Origin of the sequence: Microbacterium sp. NPDC056052, from assembly GCF_042266785.1 — a bacterium.
Classification (GTDB): Bacteria; Actinomycetota; Actinomycetes; order Actinomycetales; family Microbacteriaceae; genus Microbacterium.
This window is the reverse complement of record NZ_JBHJWV010000002.1, coordinates 58170-77237: the sequence shown is the minus strand read 5'-3', so window position 1 is coordinate 77237 and position 19068 is coordinate 58170. Positions and strand designations below refer to the sequence as shown.

Genomic DNA, 19068 nt, shown 5'->3' with positions numbered 1-19068 from the left:
TCCCCCGCCCGCGCTCCTGCCTCAACTGCGGCGAGCGCACGGAACCGGGCGTCAGACGTTCACGTCCCCCACGAGGTTGACCTTGATGCCCATGCCGTCGAGCATCGCGGCCTTGGCGATGAGCGCCTTGTCCGCAGTCTCGGCGTCGGGGGCGTAGACGAGCTGGGCGTGGTTGGCCTTGTGCCGGGCCATGAACTGGTCGCGACTCTGCCCGTGCAGCACGACGTGCGCGATCGGCCACTCCGGGTTCGTGGCGTCCTTGCGGCGCTGCGTCTCCTCGGCGGGCAGCTCCACGACCGTGCCGCGGAACACGTCGGCCTGCAGCACGCCGTCCGCGATGAAGATGCGCGAGAGCACGACCTCGCCGGGCTTCGAGACCCCGTTGATCGTGGCGCCGCCGGCGGGGAAGAACACGTGCCCCTGCCGCCAGCCCTCCGCCCTGTCCCAGCCGCCGAGGTGCGACGCGGGGACGGATCCGGAGATCTCGTACACCCACACGAACTCGCCGTCGTAGTCCTCGCCCCAGCGCACGTCGTGCAGCGTGTTGTCGGGCACGAGCCCCATCGCCCGCCACACCCGGTCGGTCACGAGCGCGTCGACCGCGACGCCCTCGTCGGCCTCGTTGAAGTGCGGGAATGCGCGCCCCTCGTGCAGGATCCGGGATCCGTCGCGCGAGGCCACCGGCGGGCGCTCGGTGGAGTTCAGGATCCCCTCTGCGAGATCCGATGCGGGGACCAGGTCCTTGAGTCCCTGCTGATACTGGATCCCGACCGCGTCGAGGCCGAAGTCGTCGGCGATGCGGAGTGCGGCGATGTACATCTTCAGCTGCCACTGCACCTGGTCGCGGGTGAGCTCGGTGGCGGCGTCCTCGCCGTACACGAAGGTCATGCCGTGCGCGACGAGCCAGTCGTAGGCGGCGTCGGCGTCGGCTTCGGCGACCTCGAGCATCTCCGCGTACAGCGCCGACTGCGACAGACGCTCCTTGTAGATGCCGGTCGCGTTGAGCAGCTCGTCGTCGAAGATCGCGTTGTACATCCCCATGCAGCCCTCGTCGAAGACGCCGATGATCGCCTTGTCCGCGAGCAGCTGGGCGGCGAGCGCCTCGCCGAGCTCGCGCTCCGGCCCCTCCGGCAGCTCCGGCAGCGCCCGCACGTGCGAGGCATCGTGCGTGATGCCGCCGGTCTCGACCCACTCCCTGAGTCCCTGCCGGAACCAGTCGTCGGTGAAGTCGACGGACCAGATCGTCGAATAGGGCTTCCCCATCTTCGTGAGTCCGGCGTTCAGGCCGAGGAGGCCCACGAGGCCGGGCCAGTCCGGCGCGAAGTTGGCCGTGGTGAGGATCGGACCGCGGTGCGTGCGCAGACCCGCGAGCACATGGTGGGAGTACTGCCAGTTCGCGGTCGCGACGATGAGCGGCGCGTCCTCGGGGATCCTCGTGAACACCTCCATGCCCATGCGCTGGCTCGAGATGTACCCGTGGCCGGTGGCCGGATCCACGCCGAAGGGCCGGACGACCGTCCACCCCAGGTCCTCGAAGGCCGCGGTGACGGCCGCCTCGGTCGCGGCCTGCACCGGCCACCCCGCGACGTTCGCCGATTCGCGGAGGTCGCCGGAGGTGATCAGATAGGCGGTCTTCGGCGCGGAGGCGGGGCGCTCGATGGGCGCGGGGATGGCGTAGGTCATGAGATTCTCCGGTTGCGGGTGGATGGCCCTGCGACGAGCTCAGGGACCGGGACGGTGAAGGAACGTTCGGGGACCGGGATGGCGAAGGAACGGGTCTCGCCGGCGTCGAGGCGCAGGTCGCGCGCGAGGACGGCGTCGTGCAGGCGCAGTGCGGCGAGGTCGAGCACGCCCCCGTCGAGGTGGAGCAGGAGCTTCTCGGCGTCGATCTCGACGCGCCCCCAGCCCGTGCCGGTGGTGAACAGGAAGCGCTGCGCCCCGCCGCCCTCGAACGCGCCGGCGGCGGGAGCGAAGGACAGCTCGCGGGCGGGGGCGTCCCATTGCGCGCCGCTCGCCGCGAGCAAGAGCGCCCAGGACGCGAGCGAGCGCGCATAGTGGTTGCCGCACTCGATCTCGTTCCACGGATTGCGGTACACGCCGTCGTAACGGGCGCGCAGAGTGCGCTCGACGAGCAGGGCGTCGTCGGCCCTCCCCGCGTAGAGCAGGGTGGCCGCGACCTGGTGCTCGATCCCGGTCCACACCTCGTCGGAGTACACGAACGGGATCGCCGGTCTGCCGCCGCGCGGCCACGACGCGAGCAGCAGCCCGCCCTCGTCGTTCAGCGCGTACACGCGCTGCGTGCTCTCGTGGGCGGACAGGTCGGCACGGTGGTTGTGCGCGACGATCGCGGCGAGGGCGCTGTCGAGATGAGCCGGTGGCAGCAGCGGGCCCAGACCGTTCACGAAGGCGTGGAACTGTCCGAGCAGCTGATCCGACAGCACACCCTCCCCGTACTGGTAGCGGTGCGCGTCGACGTCGTCGATCACCTGCCGGTAGTACTCGCCGTTGAACAGCACGTCGTCCATCGCGGCGGCGACGTGGTCGGCACGTGCCGACCAGTCGCGGGCGCGCTCCGCCTCGCCGAGGTGGCCGGCCATCCGGGATCCGGCGCGGAGGGCGGCGAGGTAGATCCCGTTGGCGAGCGGATCGATCCCGTGGAACTCGATGTCGTAGGTGTTGTGCAGCTCGCCGTCCAGCAGGCCGTCGCCGTCGCGGTCCCATTCGCGGGCGGCATGCTCGAGCGTGCGCGCTGCGACCGGCCAGAGTTCACGCAGGAACGCGTCGTCGCCCGAGAACCGCCATTCGCGATGCAGCCGCAGGAACGTGCCGAGCTGCCCGTCGACCGCCGGGCCCATGAACCAGGACGAGGATCCGAAGATCCGGTTGCCGCGGAACTTCTGCGCACCGTCTGCATCGGTCTCCAGCAGGAACTCCGGGCGGCGGGCGCTGCGTTCGAGCGCCGGGAACAGCCAGGCGACCGTCTGCGCGTACGACCAGACGTGCGTGCAGGTGCCCTCGCAGGAGCCGCCGTGGTCGAAGGAGCCCTCCCACGCGGCGAACATCGGCCCCTCCCCCATGGCCGGGTTCGGCGACTCCAGGACGAAGCAGGTGGTGGAGCGCACCGCTGCGATGTTCGCCCCGGCGGCTTCGGCGATCACGGGATCCACGGTGCCGCCGTACAAGGCCTCGACGAAGGCGTCGGTCGCGGCCTCGAGCGCGGGCAGCCCGCGATGCAGGTGGGCCGCGGCGGCCCAGGCATCGGGCCAGAGGGTCGCGTAGTGGTTGCGCACGATCGGCGGGAGCGCCGGATCCGCCGGCTCGTCGTCCAGGACGATGTGCCCGTGCCAGCCGCGCCGCCGGTTCGGGAACGACCAGCTCAGCACGAACTCGAAGTCGCGGACCTCGCCAGGCGCGAGCGTGTGCACGATCCCGAGGGATCCGGTGCGCAGCCGCGGAAGCTTCGCGAGCATCTCCTCCTCGGTGAGCGGGCGCGCATCCGGATCCGCGTCCGGCTCCGCGAACAGGCCCCGGGGCCGGTCCTCGAGCGTGAGGCGCGGCTCGGGCTCGAGGAGCCCGTCGTCCGTGAGGTCGCTCCAGAACATGCGGGCGCCGTCGGGCCAGTAGCTGGTGACCCACTGCGGCTTGACCGTCGTGGACGGGTCGGTCGTGGTCAGGCTGAGCGTGCCGTAGCCCGGATCGTCCTCGGGCAGATCGATGCCGAAGTCGAGGCCGCGCACGCCCCCGTCGTCGCGCCAGCGCACGGTCTGCGTGCCGCGCATCCCCCACGGCGCGTCCGGCCCCGGTTCGCCGCGGCCGGCCGTGTGCGAGACGCTGCCGACGACCGTGACCGCGACCGGCTCGTCGCCGGGGTTCGTGACCCGGTAGCGCAGCACCGCCGCGGGGATGCCCGAGTCGTCGGCGTCGAGCGGCACGAGCGGGGTGAACGCGTGCAGCGTCACCTCGACCGGAAGAGCGCGGTCGGTGAAGTCGATGTCGACGACCGGGTATTCGCCGTGCATCGTGGCGGCGTCGAGTCGCGGGAGACCCGCGAGGTCGTCGAAGGAGAACCCGGCGTCGAGGTCGCGCCGGCCGGTCACCCGCGCCTCGAGCACCCGGGTGACCGGATCCGCCCCCTCCGGCGCCGCGTGGATCGCGAAGAAGGTGCGCGGATTGCGGCGGTCCTTGTCGGGATGGTTCTCCAGCTCCCAGTCGCGCAGCTCCCCGCGGGCCCCGAGCGACACGTTCCCGGTGCCGATGCCGCCGAGGAGGAACGCCGCACGTTCGGCGGTGTGCGGGATGGGGCGGGCGCGGCGCGTCATGCGGGCGTCTCCTTCTCGTCGTCGGCCCTCTGCTGCGCGGCGAGCTCGTGCACGATCTCGGCCGTGCCCGCATAGAGCCGCAGGTAGCGGTCGAACAGCGCGTCGTAGACGGGGGCGAGGGCGGGATCGGGGGCGATCGTCTCCACCACCGGGTTCCAGTCCGCGATCGAGGGGGCAGGGGCGGAGTCGGCGCCTGCCGCGAGGAAGGCCGCGCCGTAGCTCGCGCCGACCGTCACCCGCGGCACCTCCTGCACGAGGCCGGTGACGTCGGACACGATCTGCAGCCAGAGCCGCCCCTGCGTGCCGCCGCCCACCGCGACGATCCGCCGGATGTCGGCGCCCGCGTCGCGCATGGTCTGCACGTTGTGCCGCACCCCGAGTGCCGTCGCCTCGAGAGCGGCCCGGTACAGGTCGCCACGGCCGTGCGCGAGCGTGAGGCCCGCGATCACGCCGCGCGCGTCCGGATCCTGGATCGGCGTGCGCTCTCCCGCGAAGTACGGCAGCAGCACGAGGCCGCGCGCGCCCGCCCCCGACGCCTCGGCCTCGGCGAGCAGCGCGGGATAGTCGGATCCGGTGAGGTCCTTCAGCCAGGCGGTGAGGGCGCCGGACGTCGACAGCCCGCCGGCGAGGTTGCGCATGCCGGCGAAGGCACCGGCCGTGGTCCACATCGAGGGCGTGCGGAGGGCCCCCTCCCCGGTCGCCACGCCGCGGGTGAAGACCATGAACATCGTGGTCCCGTACATCAGCATGAGATCGCCCGCGCCATGCGCGCCGACGCTGACGGCCTCGGTCCAGGCGTCGATCGTGCCGGCGATCACGGGCGCACCCGCGGGGATCCCGGTGAGCGCCGCGGCCGCGGCCGTCACGGTGCCAGCCACGTCGCCGGCCCAGAGCAGGGCGGGCTGTTCGAGGGGCGCCGCGTACCGCTGCCACCACTCGTCGTGCCACTGCTCCCGATCGATGTCATAGAAGGGCGAGACCTGGCTCGCGGACTGATGGTCCAGCACGTAGGCGCCGGTGAGCCGGTGCGCGAGCCAGGAGGCGGGCATGAAGAGCCGTCGGGCGCGACCCCACGCCGCCGGTTCCTCCTCGTGGATCCAGAGGATCTTCGGGCCGCCGGCCTGGGAGGTGAGCTCGGATCCGCCCACCCGCGTGATCGCCTCGACGCCGAGCTCCGCCGTCATCCGCTCGATCTGCGCGCCCGCGCGGGTGTCGATGCCGTAGAGGATGGCGGGACGCACGGGCGCGCCGTCCTCCTCCGCCAAGAGGATGCACGGCCCCATGCCGCTCACCCCGACCGCGGCGACCTCGGCATCCGGCGCCGCGTCGAGCAGCTCGCGGGACAGCGCGACGAACTCGTCCCACCAGATCTCGCCGTCCATCTCGACCCAGCCGGTGCGCGGACGGCTCACGTCATGCGCCCGCGTCGCCTGGGCGAGGATCGCGCCGTGGGCGTCGACGAGGACGCCCTTGCTGCTGGAGGTGCCGATGTCGACACCGATGGTGCACCGCACGCGCATCCTCCTCGATCGCTCGCCCTGTCCGGACGGCGATCACACTACGCGAAATCGATTTCAAGCGCAATCGGCTTGCAATCACTCCGCACAGATCGAGTTCACCAGCGACTTTCCACCGATTCCGTGAAACCGATCCATTCGCCACGCGGGGATGACAGGTTCGGCGGAACCGAAGAGAATGGAGGCATGGACATGACCGAACCGCAGGTGTGGACCCTGATCGGGGTCTTCGCGGCGATCATGCTCGGCGGAATGATGCTCACGACGACGATGCTCACCCGCGTGATCCGGTCCGAGATCGGGCGCCTCGAGGGCAGGTTCGACGGCAAGTTCGAAGCCATGGAAGGCAGGATCGCGGGGCTTCGAAACGAGATGAACGCCCGCTTCGACGCCATGGACGTCAAGGTCTCCGCCCTCGACAAGGATGTGGCGGCACTCGCCGAACGCTTCTGGCGCTCCTGAATCCGCGCTCAGCGCGAGACGGTCGCGGCCTGGATCTCGTTGCGGAGCACGATCGTGCGCGCGGGCTGGTCGTCGCCGCCGATCCGGTCCAGCAGCATGCGCGCCGCGGTCACACCCATGTGGCGCGCGGGAAGGCGCACCACGGTGACCACGCTCGGCGACAGGGTCGTGAAGGGCAGCGAGCCCACGACCGCGACACCCATGGCCGGCGGAGTCAGGCCGTGCTCGGTGAGCACCTGGATCGCCCCGACGCCGATGAGGTTGTTGCCCGCGACCACGGCGTCCGGGGGTTCGGGCAGGGCGAGCAGCTCCTCCATGGCCTCGCGGCCGCCGTCCACCCGGAAGGAGGAGAACCGCAGGAGGCCGGGATCCACCGGAAGACCGTGCGCCGCAAGGGCCATCCGCCATCCGTCCGCGCGTTCGACCGCGGTCTCGATATGCTCGGGCCCCGCGATGTGCGCGATGCGGGTGTATCCCGCCTCGATCAGCTGCTCGGTCGCGCTGCGCCCCGCGTCGCGGTTCGCCATCACGACGCCGTCGATGTCGTAGCCGGTGCCGCGGTCGACGGCGACGACGGGGCGTCCCGCCGCCATGATCTCGTCGAGGCTGGTGCGGTCGGACGCCGCCGCGAGGATCACGCCGGACATGTGCTCGGCGATCGCGATCCGCAGGTAGGTCTGCTCCTTCTCGACCTGCGCGTCGGAGTTGCACAGCACCACGGAGAAGCCGGCCTCGGAGGCGACGTCCTCGACGCCGCGCGCCATCTCGGTGAAATAGGGGTTCTCGATGTCGGGGATCACCAGGGCGATCACCTCGGAGCTCTGCCTGCGCAGGGTGCGGGCCGTGCGGTTCGGGAAGAACTTCAGCTGCGCGGCTGCCTGTCGCACGGCCGTGACCTTCTCGTCCGAGACGCCGGCGCCGTTGAACACGCGCGACACCGTCGCCGGGGACACCCCCGCGAGCCGCGCCACGTCATAGATGGTCGCCATCTCGCCCCCTCCGTTGTCCGTCAGGACACACTACCGCGATGAAATCGATTGCAACAGTCGAGGGGAATCGGTAGGGTGGCCGCACGCGCTGCCACGACCCGCGCGCGGATCCGCCCCACAGACACGAGGATGTGCACCCGCCATGACTCTTCCCGACCTGTCGTCCCTGTCCGCCCTGCGGACCGTGCAGACCCGGTCCATCTCACCGGAGAACTTCGACGGCGCCGTCGGCGGCGGCGGACGGGCGACGGAGGGGACCGGTGCGGACTGCGCACGCGACCTCGGGCCCGGCTGGAAGATCTCGCCGAGCGTCGACATCAAGGCCGGCGAGACCTTCGATCTCGCCGCGATCGAGGGCGCCGGCAAGATCACCCACATCTGGATCACCACGCACACCGACAACTGGCGCACGCTCATCCTCCGCGCATACTGGGACGGCGCGTCGGAGCCCGCGGTCGAGGTGCCCTACGGCGACTTCTTCTGCAACGGCTGGGGCGTCTTCGCGCAGGTGGACTCGCAGGTGATCGCCGCGAACCCGCACGGCGGTTTCAACTCCTACTGGCCCATGCCGTTCCGCGACGGCGCCCGCCTGACGATCGAGAACACCTCGGCCCTCGATGTGCGGGTCTATTACCAGGTGACCTACGAGGTGGGCGGCGACTACTCCCGCGACGGCTACTTCCACGCGCAGTGGCGCCGCTCCGACCCGCTCGAAGAGCTCGTGCCGCACACGATCCTGGAGGGGATCGAGGGACAGGGCCAGTACGTCGGGACCTACATCGCGTGGGGCGTGAACTCCAACGGATGGTGGGGCGAGGGCGAGATCAAGTTCTACCTCGACGACGACACCGACTACCCGACGATCTGCGGCACCGGGACAGAGGACTACTTCGGCGGCGCCTGGAACTTCGACATCCCTGGCCAGGGCTACACCGCGTTCTCGACGCCGTATCTGGGCATGCCCCAGGTGATCCGTCCCGACGGACTCTACGTCTCGCAGCAGCGCTTCGGCATGTACCGCTGGCACCTCGCGGACCCGATCCACTTCTCGACCGGGATCCCGAAGGTCGACATCCAGGCGCTCGGGTGGCGCAGCGGCTGGCGCTACCTTCCGCTCCGCGACGACATCGCCTCCACCGCGATGTTCTACCTGGACCGGCCGACGGCCCGCCGCCCGAAGGCGCCCAGCGCCGACGACATGGAGGTGCACCTAGGAACGGCCCCGGTGCCGGACCTGGGATCCACTCCGCCGCGCGCACCGCGCGATTGAAAGCCGTCGTGGGCGATGGTCGCCCGGCGACGCCATGAAAGGAGAGGGCGATGAAGCCCCTGACGAAGATCACGGCCGGCGCCGCGATCGCCTCCCTCGCCGTCGTCGCCTTCGCGGCCGCGGCTGCGCCTCCGCCGGCCGTCGCCACGACCGCGACGACGCCGGCCACCGTGGTCGAGAAGCTCACCGGACCGGATGCGCCGAACAACACCTGGGGCCGCTGGGACGTGAAGGCCACCGACCTCGGGATCATGTGGGACGACGGATCCGGTCACGTCCTCACCGCGTTCGGCGACACGTTCGGCAACTCATGGACAGGGCCGGGCGGCGGCGCGCCGCCGAACGGCGACTGGCGCAGCAACGTGCTGCTGCGCTCGAGCGACGCGGACCTCGCCGACGGCATGCTCTTCGATCACGCCGCACAGGATCCGCAGGGCATCGCGAAGCAGATCATCCCCTCGAAGAAGATCAACGGCGACGAGATCACGGTGATCCCCACAAGCGGCATCTCGGTCGGCGGTCGCCAGTACCTCGGCTTCATGTCGGTGCGCCAGTGGGGACCGCCCGGCATGTGGGACACGAATCACGCCGGCATCGCCTACTCCGACGACGACGGCGAGACCTGGACCGTCTCCGACACGCGCTGGGACAACCCCGACGGCCGCGACCCGTTCCAGATGCAGGCCTACGCGCAGAAGGGCGGCACGATCTACGTCTTCGGCACGCAGAACGGGCGCAACGGCCCGGCCTCGGTCGCGAAGGTGCCCGCGCAGAAGCTGCTCGACAAGGGCTCGTACCGGTACTGGGACGGCTCGTCGTGGAGCAAGGACGAGTCCGCCGCGAAGCCCGTGCTCGACGCGCCGATGAGCGAGATGTCTGTGCAGTGGGACGACTACAGCAAGCGGTTCCTGATGATGACGCTCTCGGGCGAGGACATCATCCTGCGCACCGCGACCAGCCCCGAGGGCCCCTGGTCCCCCGCGCAGACCGTGGCGAGCTCGACGGACTACCCCGCGCTGTACGGCGGCTACTTCCACCCGTGGAGCAAGAACGGCGAGATCTACTTCACGATGTCGCAGTGGAACCCGTACAACGTCTATCTGATGCACCTGCGCATCGACCGCAGCGGCACGATCGTCGATCCCAACCTCGTGTCGGATCCGAGCTTCGAGCGCGCGACGGCGCTGGGCGACGGCACGAACGGCACCTGGGCGGCGAAGCCGAACTCCGGCATCGACGACGCCCCCGCCGCAGGCTTCACGGGTGATCACCGCGTCTTCGTCCGTGACAACGACGGATGGCGCGACATCTGGCAGGACGTGGCGGTGCAGCCGCACACGAGATATCAGCTGACCGGATTCCTCCGCACCTCGGTGAACAGCGACAACGGCTACTTCGGCGCGCGCACGGTCGACGGCGCCGTGATCTCGGAGGCGCACTTCGTCTCGGTGGGCGCGTGGACGCGCTTCACGGTGACGTTCGACTCCGGGGACCGCGATCAGGTGCAGCTCTACGGCGGAGTATGGACGAACAGCGGCGACATCTGGATGCAGATGGACGACGTCGCTCTCGTGCGAGTGCCCTGAGGGCGCGCACTTCAGCGGTTCACACGCACGACGCGGGCACGGATGCACGACGCGATCACCGAATCCGTCGTGCATCCGTGTCGCGATCGTGCATCCGTCGCGGAGGCTGACCCGGGCTCAGGCCAGAGCGCGCACGGGTCCGCGCAGCACGGCCCGGTCCAGCCCGTACCGGCCGGCGCCAGTGAAGGCGAGGGCCAGCGCGCCGGCGCCGAGCACGGCCGCGAACTCCCAGCCGCCGTCGCCGACCCAGATGCCGTTGCCCAGGTGCACGAGCACGATGGCGCCCACCATGTCCGCGGCCAGCAGCACGCCGACCGGACGCGTGAACAGGCCGGCGATGAGCAGGATCCCGCCGACGAGTTCGAGGAACGCGATCACGGGTCCGGCGATCTCCGGCAGCGGGGCGCCCATGCCCGCGAAAGCCTGCACGGTGCCGGGCAGGGTGAACTCGAAGACCTTCTGCGCGCCGTGCGCGGCGAAGACGCCGCCCAGCACGAGGCGCAGGACCAGGAGTCCGAGAGAGGCGGCGGGCTTCGTGGTGTTCGTCATTCCGGACAGCTCCTTCGTGGCAGGACACCGCGGCGAGCGCGGCTCGGGGCGTCCGCCCCGGTCTTCCACGCTACGGAGCCGCGCCTGTCATGTTTCTGAACGCGAGGCGGATATTCGGCACACGGGCCGTATCCGCGCCGTTCGACTCACCATCCGCTGCCGGCTCGCGAGCCTGGTGTCCCACCGACACGTCAGCGACTGTCGGAGCGGGCGCCGTCATTGCGCCAGAGCGCCCAGAGACGCGCGTAGACCCCGCCCGCTTCGACCAGTTCGTCGTGGGATCCGAGTTCCACGATCCGCCCGTCGTCCACGACTGCGATCCGGTCGGCGTCGTACGCCGTGTACAGGCGGTGCGCGATCGCGATCACCGTGCGCCCCTGCATGGTCGCCGCCAGCGCGGCCTCGAGATCGCGCGCCGCGGTCGGATCCATCGCGCTCGTCGCCTCGTCCAGGATGATCGTGTGCGGATCCGCGAGCAGCACGCGCGCGAGCGCCAGCTGCTGCTCCTGCGCGCCGGTGAGCGGATGTCCACCGGAGCCGACCGGGGTGTCCCAGCCGTCATCGAGGGCGTCGACCCACTCGAGCGCCCCCATGGTGCGGAGCGCATCGCGGACCTCGCCCTCGTCGGCGCCGCCCCGCGCGAGCCGCACGTTCTCCAGGATCGTCGTGGCGAAGATGTGACTCTCCTGCGACACCAGCATGATCTCGCGACGCCGGCGATCCAGCCCGATCGTGCCCGCATCCACGCCCCCGATGAGCACACGTCCGCCGGTCGGCGCGTCGATCCCCGCGAAGAGACGTGCGAGGGTCGACTTCCCCGCTCCGGAGGGACCCACGAGGGTGAGTCGCTCTCCCGGGATCACCTGCAGCGTCACGCCGTGCACGACGTCGTGCCCTTCGCGATAGGCGAAGCGCACGTCGCGCAGCTCGACGTCCTTCGTCGACGGCACGGCCGAGGAATCCGTGAGCTCGGCACCGGCCTCACCGACTCCGAGGATCCGCGCGAACGAGACGAAGCCCTTCTGCAGCTCATCGGTCCAGCCGATCAGCGCCTCGAGCGGCGCGACCAGCGCGGACGCGAAGAGGGTGACGCTCACGACCGTGCCGATGGAGACCTGGCCCTGTGAAGCGAGCCAGCCGCCCCAGGCCAGTGACGCGAAGACCGGGATCGCGAAGGCGAGGTTCGTCCAGGGCAGCATCACCTGACGCAGCCGGATCCGCGCGTACCAGGCGATGCCGATGTCCGCGAGCGCCACCTGCATCGAACGGTCCCGCGCCTCGGCGATCCCCAGAGCCTCCACCGTCCGCGCTCCCGTCGCCGTCTCATTGATCGAGGCGAAGATCGGACCCCAGCTCGCGCCAAGTCTCTCGTAGACACCGCCGGCCCGGCGGATGAACCAGCGCATGACCGGCACGAGGATCGGCACGCTGAGCAGGTAGACCGGGGCGATCATCGGAGAGGTCAGCACGGCGGCGGCCAGCGTGAGGATCACCGTGATCCCCGCGATCAGCGACTCCGGAAGCGCGCGACGAACGGTGTCCGACACCGCGGAGATGTCCTGCGTCGTGCGCGCGACGAGGTCCCCGGTGCCGCCCCTCTCGAGCACGCCGATCGGCAGGGCGAGCGCGTTCGCCAGGAACTCCTCCCGCAGCTGAGCGAAGACATGCTCGCCCGCGACGTAGGCCAGCCTGCTCGCGCTCAGCACGAGGATGCCCTGCGCGAGCGCGCAGCCCAGCATCCCGCCGCAGTAGAGCGCCAGCTCACCCGCGTCTGCGCCCGCCGTCAGACGATCGATGAGCAGTCCCATCAGCCGCGGCGGGGCGAGCCCGGCCACCGCCGCCACGGCGAACAGGGCGATCACCGCGATGAACGCCGCCCGCCGCCCGCGCCAGATGGCGCGCAACGCGGCGTACACGTGCCGGCGTCCGGCCGTCGGCAGAGCGGAGCCGCTCATCGTTCCACCCCCTCGGCGCGCATCACGAGTGCGCGGTACTCCGGGTGGCTCTCGAGCAGACCCGAGTGCGTGCCGTCCGCGACGATGCGGTCGCCGACGATGAGCACGACGCGCGCGGCGAGGGCGAGCACGAGCGGGCTCGTCGTCACGATCATCGTGCTGCGCCCTCGACGATGCGAACGGATCCCCGATGACATCCGCTCCTCCGTCGGAGCGTCCACCGACGAGGTGGGATCGTGCATCACCAGCAGCTCGGGCTCGGCGAGAAGGGCGCGCGCCGCGCCGAGTCGCTGGCGCTGACCGCCCGAGAACTCGACGCCCCGTTCGCCGACCAGCACGTCGAGGCCACCGGGGACCGACTTCACGATGTCGGAGGCGTCCACCGCTGCGACGGCGGCGAGGACGGCGTCGTCGCCATGGCGGCCCCAGGGATCGAGCACCTCGCGCAGCGTGCCGCTGAAGAGGAACGGCACAGGGTCCGACACGACGATCCGCTCCCGCACCGCGGCGATGTCCCAGTCCTCAAGGCGACGACCGCGCAGCAGGACGGATGCCTCCCCGTCATCCGGAAGGAGACGGCCGACGCGGTCGACCAGTGCCCGCGCGCTGCCGCCCTCGGAGACCACAACGCCCAAGAGCTCCCCCTCGCGCACGACGAGCCCTGTGACGTCGTCGCGCAGCAGATCGCATCCTTCCGCCGCCGGCTCGGGTGCACTCCCCGATCCCGTTCCGTCCGTCCAGAGCGGCTGCAGAGCGAGCAGTCCGACGATGCGTCTCGCAGCCACCCGAGCGTCGACCGCGACCGTCATCGCCTGGTTGATGAGGGCGACCGGCAGCACCAGGAAGCCCGCGTAGCCGTAGAAGGCGACGAGCGCGCCCACCTGCAGCTGCCCCTGGCTCACGAGGACCGCTCCGACCCAGGTCAGCCCCGCGACGAAGAGTCCGGGGATGAGCAGGTTCAGCGCTTCCGCCGCCGCTCGCGGCAGAGCGAGGCGGATCCCCGCGACGCGGAGTTCGGCGGAGCGCTCGCGGTAGCGCCCGAGGAAGCGCTGCTCTCCGCCGACACCGCGGAGCACGCGCAGGCCCTTCACGCTGTCCAGCGCGACCGCGTTCATCGCCTCTCGCGCACCCCACGCGATCTCGCTGCGAGCGTTGAGTGTGCGCACCAGCAGGAACGACGCAGCGGAGAACAGCGGCACGCCCACGATCACGAAGAGACCCAGCATCACGGAATCCCGCAGCAGCAGCACCGACACCGTGACGAACGCCACAAGCGCGGAGGTGATGGATCCCACGTTGATCGGAAGGAACGTGGCGCTCCACGACTCCGCCGCCATCGTGACGACCGCGCCCGGGGCCAGCGCCTGCTCCGCGGCGATCGTCACGCGCGAGGTCGATCGCGCGAGCACCATCTCGAGCCGGGAATAGGCGCGGGCGAAGTTGATGGATCCCGCCCTGTCCCTGAGTCCCTGGATCAGGGAGTGCTGCAGCTGCAGCCACACCACGACACCCAGCCAGCGCAGGAAGGCGCCGTAGTCCCCCGCGACGAGCCCCTCGTCGACCGCCCGACCGATCGCCCAGGGCGTGAGGGCGAGACCGAGCAGCCAGATCACATCGCACACGACGCCCTGCAGCACGGTCGTCCACTGCATGCGGATGAGCCAGGCGAGGAACCCCACCGGGGTCACGCGGGCCGGCGGCGGAACGTACTTCTCGGGAAGGGCGATCATCGCCCGTCTCCTCTCGCAGCGGGAACAGAGTCATCGACCGCGTGCACACGGCACGGCGGTCGGGAGGATCACGAGGATCCGTGGAGGCTCTGCTCAACGGCGCATGTCGCCACCCTAGCCGCTTTCGTGCGAAATCGATATCACCGATTCAGGCGAGACCCTGGATCCGGAACTGCTCGACGTGATAGACGCTGTTGTTCCCCGTGTTCCACTGGCTCACACTCAGGTGCAGGTCCGACAGCGTCGAACCGGGCAGGATGTACCCGCCGTAGAGCTGAGCGACATGGGTCGCGTCCTCCGCACCCCAGTCACCGCCCCACAGCAACGTGGTCTTGGCGGCCGTGTAGAGGTTGTCGGTCGGCGTGTTCACGATCATCGCGTCGATCCGGTAGGCGTCGGCGTTGAACCACGTCAGGATCCACTTGCCGCCGAGCGGCCGCAGGCACATCTCGCCGAACTTGCCCGGCAGCACCTCCGTGGCCGGGTTCCCCCAGCCCCAGGCGCCGTTCGCGAAGCCCCAGGGCTGGTACGCCGACAGGGAGGTCATGCTGTTCTGCGGCACCCGGTAGAGCACGATGCCCTTGTCTCGCTGGAAGCCGGTGCCGTAGATGTAGACGTAGCCGTCGTTGCCCTGCCCCCAGGTGATGCACTGGAAGCGCCCGTCGGCCATGTCGGCCGGGAATTTCAATCCCGTGTGCTGCCAGCTCGCCCCGGAGTCGTCGGACTGCCACAGCTCCGTCCAGCGCACCGCGCCGAAGGTCGGCCCGTTCACGATCGCGTGCAGGTACATCCGTGAGCCGATCGTGATGACGTCGGAGGGGATCACGGTCTCGTAGTACGCGTCGTGCGGGTAGTACCAGAGCTGCGGCGCCGTGACCTGCGTGTTCGCGCCCGCGCCCGCCGCCCCGTCGAACACGATCCCGGAGACGAGGTTCGCCGTCGAGGAGTACAGCGCGACCGGGGAGCGCCAGTTCGTACCGCCCACCGCATCGGCCCAGGTGTCCCCGAACACGAAGAGCAGCCGCCCGTCCGGGGTGCGGGCGGGGATCCCGAGATCGGTCGCGCCGATCCCGTACTGGACACCGGCCTGGGTGCCGGCGAGCACGTTCATCCGGGTGACGGTGAGCCCGGCGGCTGCCGCGGGGCTCGCACCCAGCGCGGAGACGCCGAGCGCGGCCCCTGCCGCGAGCGCTCCCTGCAGCAGACCTCGGCGGGTCAGCCCGTGGGCGGGACGGATCACTTCTTCGGACATGGCCTTCTCCCCTTCGAGAACGCGGCCGGCTACTTGAGCCCAGCCATCTTGATGTTGCCGATGATCTGACGCTGGAAGATCAGGAACAGGATCACGACCGGCGCCGCGGCGAGCACGGATCCGGCCATGAGCAGGCCGAGCTCGCTCGAGCCGCGCCCGGTGCGGAACTCGGCGAGATACTGCTGCAGCACGAACTTCTCCGGTGACGTGATCGTCATGATCGGCCACACGTAGGAGTTCCAGTACGCGAGGAACGCGGTGATCCCCATCACGACGAACGGCGGCTTGGACAGCGGCAGGAAGATGCGCACGAAGATCCCGAACCGTCCGCAGCCGTCGAGCATCGCGGCCTCCTCGAGGCTCGCCGGGATGTTCAGGTAGAACTGCCGGATGAAGAACACCGAGGCAGCACTGGCGGCGCCCGGGAGCACGAGCACCGCGAGCGTGTCGAGCATCGCGAGCTTCGTCACCACGATGAAGCTCGTGAGCAGGATCGTCATCCCCGGGATGAACATGGTCGTGATGACGGCGACCCAGAGCGTCCGCTGGAACCGGAACTCGAGCCGGGCGAACGCATATGCGGCGAACGAGTTCACGGTGAGGCTGAGCACCGTGAACAGGATCGCCCCGAGGAAGGTCCAGCCGAGCGTGCGCAGGAACGTCTCGTCGCCCAGGATCTGCCCGTAGTTCTCCCAGTGCCACACCTCGGGGAAGAACTGGAAGGGCGTGCTCAGCACCTCGGTCTTCGCCTTGAAGCCGGCGATCACCATCCACGCGAGCGGGAACAGTGCGGCGAGCAGGAAGATCAGGCCCACCACGCCCTTGCCGACGAGCGCGGCCCAGCCGCCGAGGCCGTGCGGCATCGCGAGCCGACGGTGATCCTTGCCGTCCAGGACGATCCGGGTGGTCTCGGGCACGGTGCTCTGGCGCGTCGCGCTCATCAGTCGACCAGCCTCTCGGAGTTGATGAACTTGAACACGAGGGCCGACACGGATCCCAGCACCACGAACAGCAGCAGCGCCGCGGCGATCGAGTAGCCCACGTTCACGTCGTTGCGGAAGTGGTTGAAGATGAACAGGTTCGGCAGGGTGGTCGAGTCCAGCGGACCGCCCTGGGTCATCACGAGGGGCAGCTCGAACTGCTGGATGGCGGCCACGAAGCCCGTGATGAGCAGGTACAGGAACACGTTCTTCATCTGCGGCATCGTGATGTAGAAGGTCTTCTGCCACCATCCCGCGCCCTCCATCGCGGCCGCCTCGTAGTACTCCGTCGGGATGTCGACCATCGCGGCGACCATGATGAGCGAGGTCAGGCCCATGCCGAGCCAGACCGCCGGCACGGCGACGGAGAGCAGCGCCCAGGCCGGATCCCCGATCCAGGACACCGGGTCGATGTGGAAGGCGGCGAGCACGGCGTTCAGGATCCCGCCGTCGTACGCGTAGATCACCACGAAGATGATGGAGGCGATGACGCCGGAGATGATCGTGGGGATGTAGATGCTGACCTTGAGGATGGTCGCCAGCCGGCGGGACAGGGTCACCACGAGGCTCGCGAACAGGAACGCGAGCACGAGCATCGGGGGCACCGTCAGCAGGACGAACAGGAAGCCGCGGCCGATCGTGGCGACGAACAGCGGGTCCGTCAGGACGTCGGCGTAGTTCTTCCCGCCGACGAACTGTGGATCCTTGTAGAAGCTCCAGTCCTGGAACGACAGGAACCCCGCGTACACCGCCGGCCACGCGACGAAGACGCCGAGCAGGATCACCACGGGCGCGAGCATCAGGTAGGCGAGCTTCGTGTCGCGACTCCGGTACTTGGCGTGCCGGCTCTTGGCCGTGTGCCTGTCGTCGATCGCTTCGGTGGCCATCGTCTCTCCCCGTCGTTCTGAGGTGCTGGGCGCGGGCTGCGCGGTCGGGGACGGCCGCGCAGCGGTCCCCGACCGCGCCGTGCTCACTTCTTGGGAGCCTTGCCGGGCAGGTCCTGCGACTGGATGACCTTCTGGATCGCGGCATTCGCCGTGTTGATCGCGTCATCCGGCGAGGCTGCGCCCTTCATCACCGACTCCATCGCGGTGCCGACCGCGAGCGAGACGTCCCACGGGTAGGTGGGCTCGGAGATCGCGTCCGGTGCGATGTCGTTCGTGATGACGCTCGACCACGGCGCCTTGGCCGCGGCCTCGTCCTTGGCGACGGCGTCCTGCACCGTCTTGCGCACCGGAACCTTGGTGAACTGCGTGTTCACGAAGAAGGGCACGAGGTTCTGCGGATCGCCGGCGAGCGACCACTCCAGGAACTTCCCCGCGTCCTCGGCGTTCTTGGTCTTCGCGTCGATGACCCATTTGAAGTTGCCGAGCGTGGTGGCGGTGCGACCGTCGGCGTTCGAGGCGTTCGGGAAGGCGCCGATCCCGGTCTTGGCGAGCAGGTCGGGGTAGTCGGATCCGATCTCGGACATCATCCACGAGCCGGAGACCTTGAAGGCGACCTTCTTCTGGCCGAAGTCCTTGCCCTCGACGTAGGCGGCGAGCGCCTGCTTGGGCATGTAGCCCTTGTCCCACAGCTCCTTGTACTTCGACATCAGGTCGCGGTACCCGGCGTTGTCGATGTCCGGCGACTTCCAGTCGTCCGTCAGCGCGGTGTGCCCGGCGAAGTTGTACTGCTGGCCGACGGTCGACCAGGCGAAGGTGATGGCGTCGGATGCGGGCGAGATGCAGTACTGGCCCTGGGCGAGCGTCGGCTGGATCTTCGCGCAGTCGGCGAGCAGGTCGTCCCACGTGGCCGGAGCCTTGTCGGTGTCCACGCCCGCTTTGGAGAGCATGTCCTTGTTCCAGAACAGCACCGTCTGGGCCTCCTGCAGGAGCGGATACGCGTAGTAGGTTCCGCCGATCTCGGACACCGACTTCGCGGAGTCGATGATCTCGCCGAGCTTGGATTTGTCGACGACCTTACCGAGGTCGTACAGCTGCCCCGCGTTCACGGCGTCCTGGATGCTGCCGGAGTGCGTGTAGATGTCGGGGGCCTTACCCGCGGCCTGGGCGGCCTTCATCTTCTGGTCCCAGGCGTCGGCGGGGATCTCGGTGTCCTTGACGACGATCTTGTCCTGCGAGGCGTTGAACTTCTTGACGATGTCCTTGTACCAGGCGTTCTCCGGCGGGGTGAACGTGCGGTGCCAGAACTCGATCGTGGTCTTGCCACTCGAGTCCCCTCCGCCTCCGGCAGACTGGCCAGGAGTGCTCGAGCCGCAGCCTGCGAGCAGTCCAACCGCCGTGATGCCGCCCAGTGCGGCCATCACCACCCGGCGCGTGCGCTGTGTGTCCGTCTTCATGGGTTCCTCCTCGGGAACACGACTTCCTCGTCGATTCGGTGCTGGGTCCGGCACAGGGGGCCGGGTCCGCGGTCGCGCTGAGTCGGCATCGACCGGGCTGCACTCAGATTAGGCGAAA

General features: G+C 69.6%; 14 protein-coding genes. 3 read left to right on the top strand and 11 right to left on the bottom strand.

The window, feature by feature from the left end; genetic code table 11:
* Window positions 1–51: 51 nt before the first annotated feature.
* From ACFC1J_RS04425 to ACFC1J_RS04415, 3 genes are read right to left on the bottom strand one after another with little or no spacing between them, the layout of a single operon-like run.
* The gene (locus ACFC1J_RS04425) at window positions 52–1683 is read right to left on the bottom strand and encodes a fucose isomerase (RefSeq protein WP_375902876.1); all 1632 of its coding nucleotides are present in this window, start codon (window positions 1681–1683) and stop codon (window positions 52–54) included.
* Complete coding sequence (locus ACFC1J_RS04420; RefSeq protein WP_375902874.1) at window positions 1680–4319, bottom strand: GH116 family glycosyl-hydrolase; 2640 nt, start codon at window positions 4317–4319, stop codon at window positions 1680–1682. The genes ACFC1J_RS04425 and ACFC1J_RS04420 overlap by 4 nt, the downstream gene beginning before the upstream one ends.
* The gene (locus tag ACFC1J_RS04415) at window positions 4316–5839 is read right to left on the bottom strand and encodes an FGGY-family carbohydrate kinase (protein WP_375902872.1); all 1524 of its coding nucleotides are present in this window, start codon (window positions 5837–5839) and stop codon (window positions 4316–4318) included. The genes ACFC1J_RS04420 and ACFC1J_RS04415 overlap by 4 nt, the downstream gene beginning before the upstream one ends.
* Before the next feature lie 183 nt (window positions 5840–6022).
* Here ACFC1J_RS04415 and ACFC1J_RS04410 point away from each other — a divergent pair, with 183 nt between their 5' ends.
* A complete protein-coding gene (locus ACFC1J_RS04410) occupies window positions 6023–6298 on the top strand; it encodes a hypothetical protein (RefSeq protein ID WP_375902871.1) in 276 nt (91 codons plus the stop codon).
* Window positions 6299–6306: 8 nt separating this feature from the next.
* On the opposite strand, the gene ACFC1J_RS04405 is transcribed toward ACFC1J_RS04410, so the two are convergent.
* Window positions 6307–7287, bottom strand: coding sequence for a LacI family DNA-binding transcriptional regulator (locus tag ACFC1J_RS04405; protein WP_375902870.1), 981 nt, complete (start codon window positions 7285–7287; stop codon window positions 6307–6309).
* A 142-nt stretch (window positions 7288–7429) separates the two neighbouring features.
* Here ACFC1J_RS04405 and ACFC1J_RS04400 point away from each other — a divergent pair, with 142 nt between their 5' ends.
* Together ACFC1J_RS04400 and ACFC1J_RS04395 are read left to right on the top strand one after the other, a co-directional pair.
* Window positions 7430–8557 carry a glycoside hydrolase family 172 protein gene (locus tag ACFC1J_RS04400; protein ID WP_375902868.1) on the top strand — a complete coding sequence of 376 codons (1128 nt, stop codon included), beginning with the start codon at window positions 7430–7432 and terminating at the stop codon, window positions 8555–8557.
* 50 nt (window positions 8558–8607) lie between these two features.
* Window positions 8608–10143: a DUF4185 domain-containing protein gene (locus ACFC1J_RS04395; RefSeq protein WP_375902866.1), complete on the top strand. Its 1536-nt coding sequence runs from the start codon at window positions 8608–8610 to the stop codon at window positions 10141–10143.
* A 117-nt stretch (window positions 10144–10260) separates the two neighbouring features.
* On the opposite strand, the gene ACFC1J_RS04390 is transcribed toward ACFC1J_RS04395, so the two are convergent.
* The 7 genes from ACFC1J_RS04390 to ACFC1J_RS04360 form a co-directional block, all read right to left on the bottom strand.
* A complete protein-coding gene (locus tag ACFC1J_RS04390; RefSeq protein ID WP_375902864.1) occupies window positions 10261–10692 on the bottom strand; it encodes a DoxX family protein in 432 nt (143 codons plus the stop codon).
* Window positions 10693–10883: 191 nt separating this feature from the next.
* On the bottom strand, window positions 10884–12647 hold the full coding sequence (locus ACFC1J_RS04385; RefSeq protein WP_375902862.1) for an ABC transporter ATP-binding protein: 1764 nt from the start codon (window positions 12645–12647) through the stop codon (window positions 10884–10886).
* The gene (locus tag ACFC1J_RS04380; RefSeq protein WP_375902861.1) at window positions 12644–14377 is read right to left on the bottom strand and encodes an ABC transporter transmembrane domain-containing protein; all 1734 of its coding nucleotides are present in this window, start codon (window positions 14375–14377) and stop codon (window positions 12644–12646) included. The genes ACFC1J_RS04385 and ACFC1J_RS04380 overlap by 4 nt, the downstream gene beginning before the upstream one ends.
* A gap of 148 nt (window positions 14378–14525) precedes the next feature.
* Entirely contained in the window at window positions 14526–15629 is a 1104-nt protein-coding gene (locus tag ACFC1J_RS04375; RefSeq protein WP_375902859.1) for a DUF4185 domain-containing protein, read from the bottom strand.
* Window positions 15630–15658: 29 nt separating this feature from the next.
* Complete coding sequence (locus ACFC1J_RS04370) at window positions 15659–16570, bottom strand: carbohydrate ABC transporter permease (protein WP_375902857.1); 912 nt, start codon at window positions 16568–16570, stop codon at window positions 15659–15661.
* The gene (locus ACFC1J_RS04365) at window positions 16570–17496 is read right to left on the bottom strand and encodes a carbohydrate ABC transporter permease (RefSeq protein ID WP_375902855.1); all 927 of its coding nucleotides are present in this window, start codon (window positions 17494–17496) and stop codon (window positions 16570–16572) included. Before ACFC1J_RS04365 ends, ACFC1J_RS04370 begins: the two co-directional genes overlap by 1 nt.
* A gap of 83 nt (window positions 17497–17579) precedes the next feature.
* A complete protein-coding gene (locus tag ACFC1J_RS04360; protein ID WP_375902853.1) occupies window positions 17580–18950 on the bottom strand; it encodes an ABC transporter substrate-binding protein in 1371 nt (456 codons plus the stop codon).
* Between the last annotated feature and the right edge of the window lie 118 nt (window positions 18951–19068).

Bases quoted from the DNA above. Each gene is read 5' to 3' on its own strand.
- ACFC1J_RS04425 (WP_375902876.1), bottom strand. From the start codon at position 1,683: ATGACCTACGCCATCCCCGCGCCCATCGAGCGCCCCGCCTCCGCGCCG.
- ACFC1J_RS04420 (WP_375902874.1), bottom strand. From the start codon at position 4,319: ATGACGCGCCGCGCCCGCCCCATCCCGCACACCGCCGAACGTGCGGCG.
- ACFC1J_RS04415 (WP_375902872.1), bottom strand. From the start codon at position 5,839: ATGCGCGTGCGGTGCACCATCGGTGTCGACATCGGCACCTCCAGCAGC.
- ACFC1J_RS04410 (WP_375902871.1), top strand. From the start codon at position 6,023: ATGGACATGACCGAACCGCAGGTGTGGACCCTGATCGGGGTCTTCGCG.
- ACFC1J_RS04405 (WP_375902870.1), bottom strand. From the start codon at position 7,287: ATGGCGACCATCTATGACGTGGCGCGGCTCGCGGGGGTGTCCCCGGCG.
- ACFC1J_RS04400 (WP_375902868.1), top strand. From the start codon at position 7,430: ATGACTCTTCCCGACCTGTCGTCCCTGTCCGCCCTGCGGACCGTGCAG.
- ACFC1J_RS04395 (WP_375902866.1), top strand. From the start codon at position 8,608: ATGAAGCCCCTGACGAAGATCACGGCCGGCGCCGCGATCGCCTCCCTC.
- ACFC1J_RS04390 (WP_375902864.1), bottom strand. From the start codon at position 10,692: ATGACGAACACCACGAAGCCCGCCGCCTCTCTCGGACTCCTGGTCCTG.
- ACFC1J_RS04385 (WP_375902862.1), bottom strand. From the start codon at position 12,647: ATGAGCGGCTCCGCTCTGCCGACGGCCGGACGCCGGCACGTGTACGCC.
- ACFC1J_RS04380 (WP_375902861.1), bottom strand. From the start codon at position 14,377: ATGATCGCCCTTCCCGAGAAGTACGTTCCGCCGCCGGCCCGCGTGACC.
- ACFC1J_RS04375 (WP_375902859.1), bottom strand. From the start codon at position 15,629: ATGTCCGAAGAAGTGATCCGTCCCGCCCACGGGCTGACCCGCCGAGGT.
- ACFC1J_RS04370 (WP_375902857.1), bottom strand. From the start codon at position 16,570: ATGAGCGCGACGCGCCAGAGCACCGTGCCCGAGACCACCCGGATCGTC.
- ACFC1J_RS04365 (WP_375902855.1), bottom strand. From the start codon at position 17,496: ATGGCCACCGAAGCGATCGACGACAGGCACACGGCCAAGAGCCGGCAC.
- ACFC1J_RS04360 (WP_375902853.1), bottom strand. From the start codon at position 18,950: ATGAAGACGGACACACAGCGCACGCGCCGGGTGGTGATGGCCGCACTG.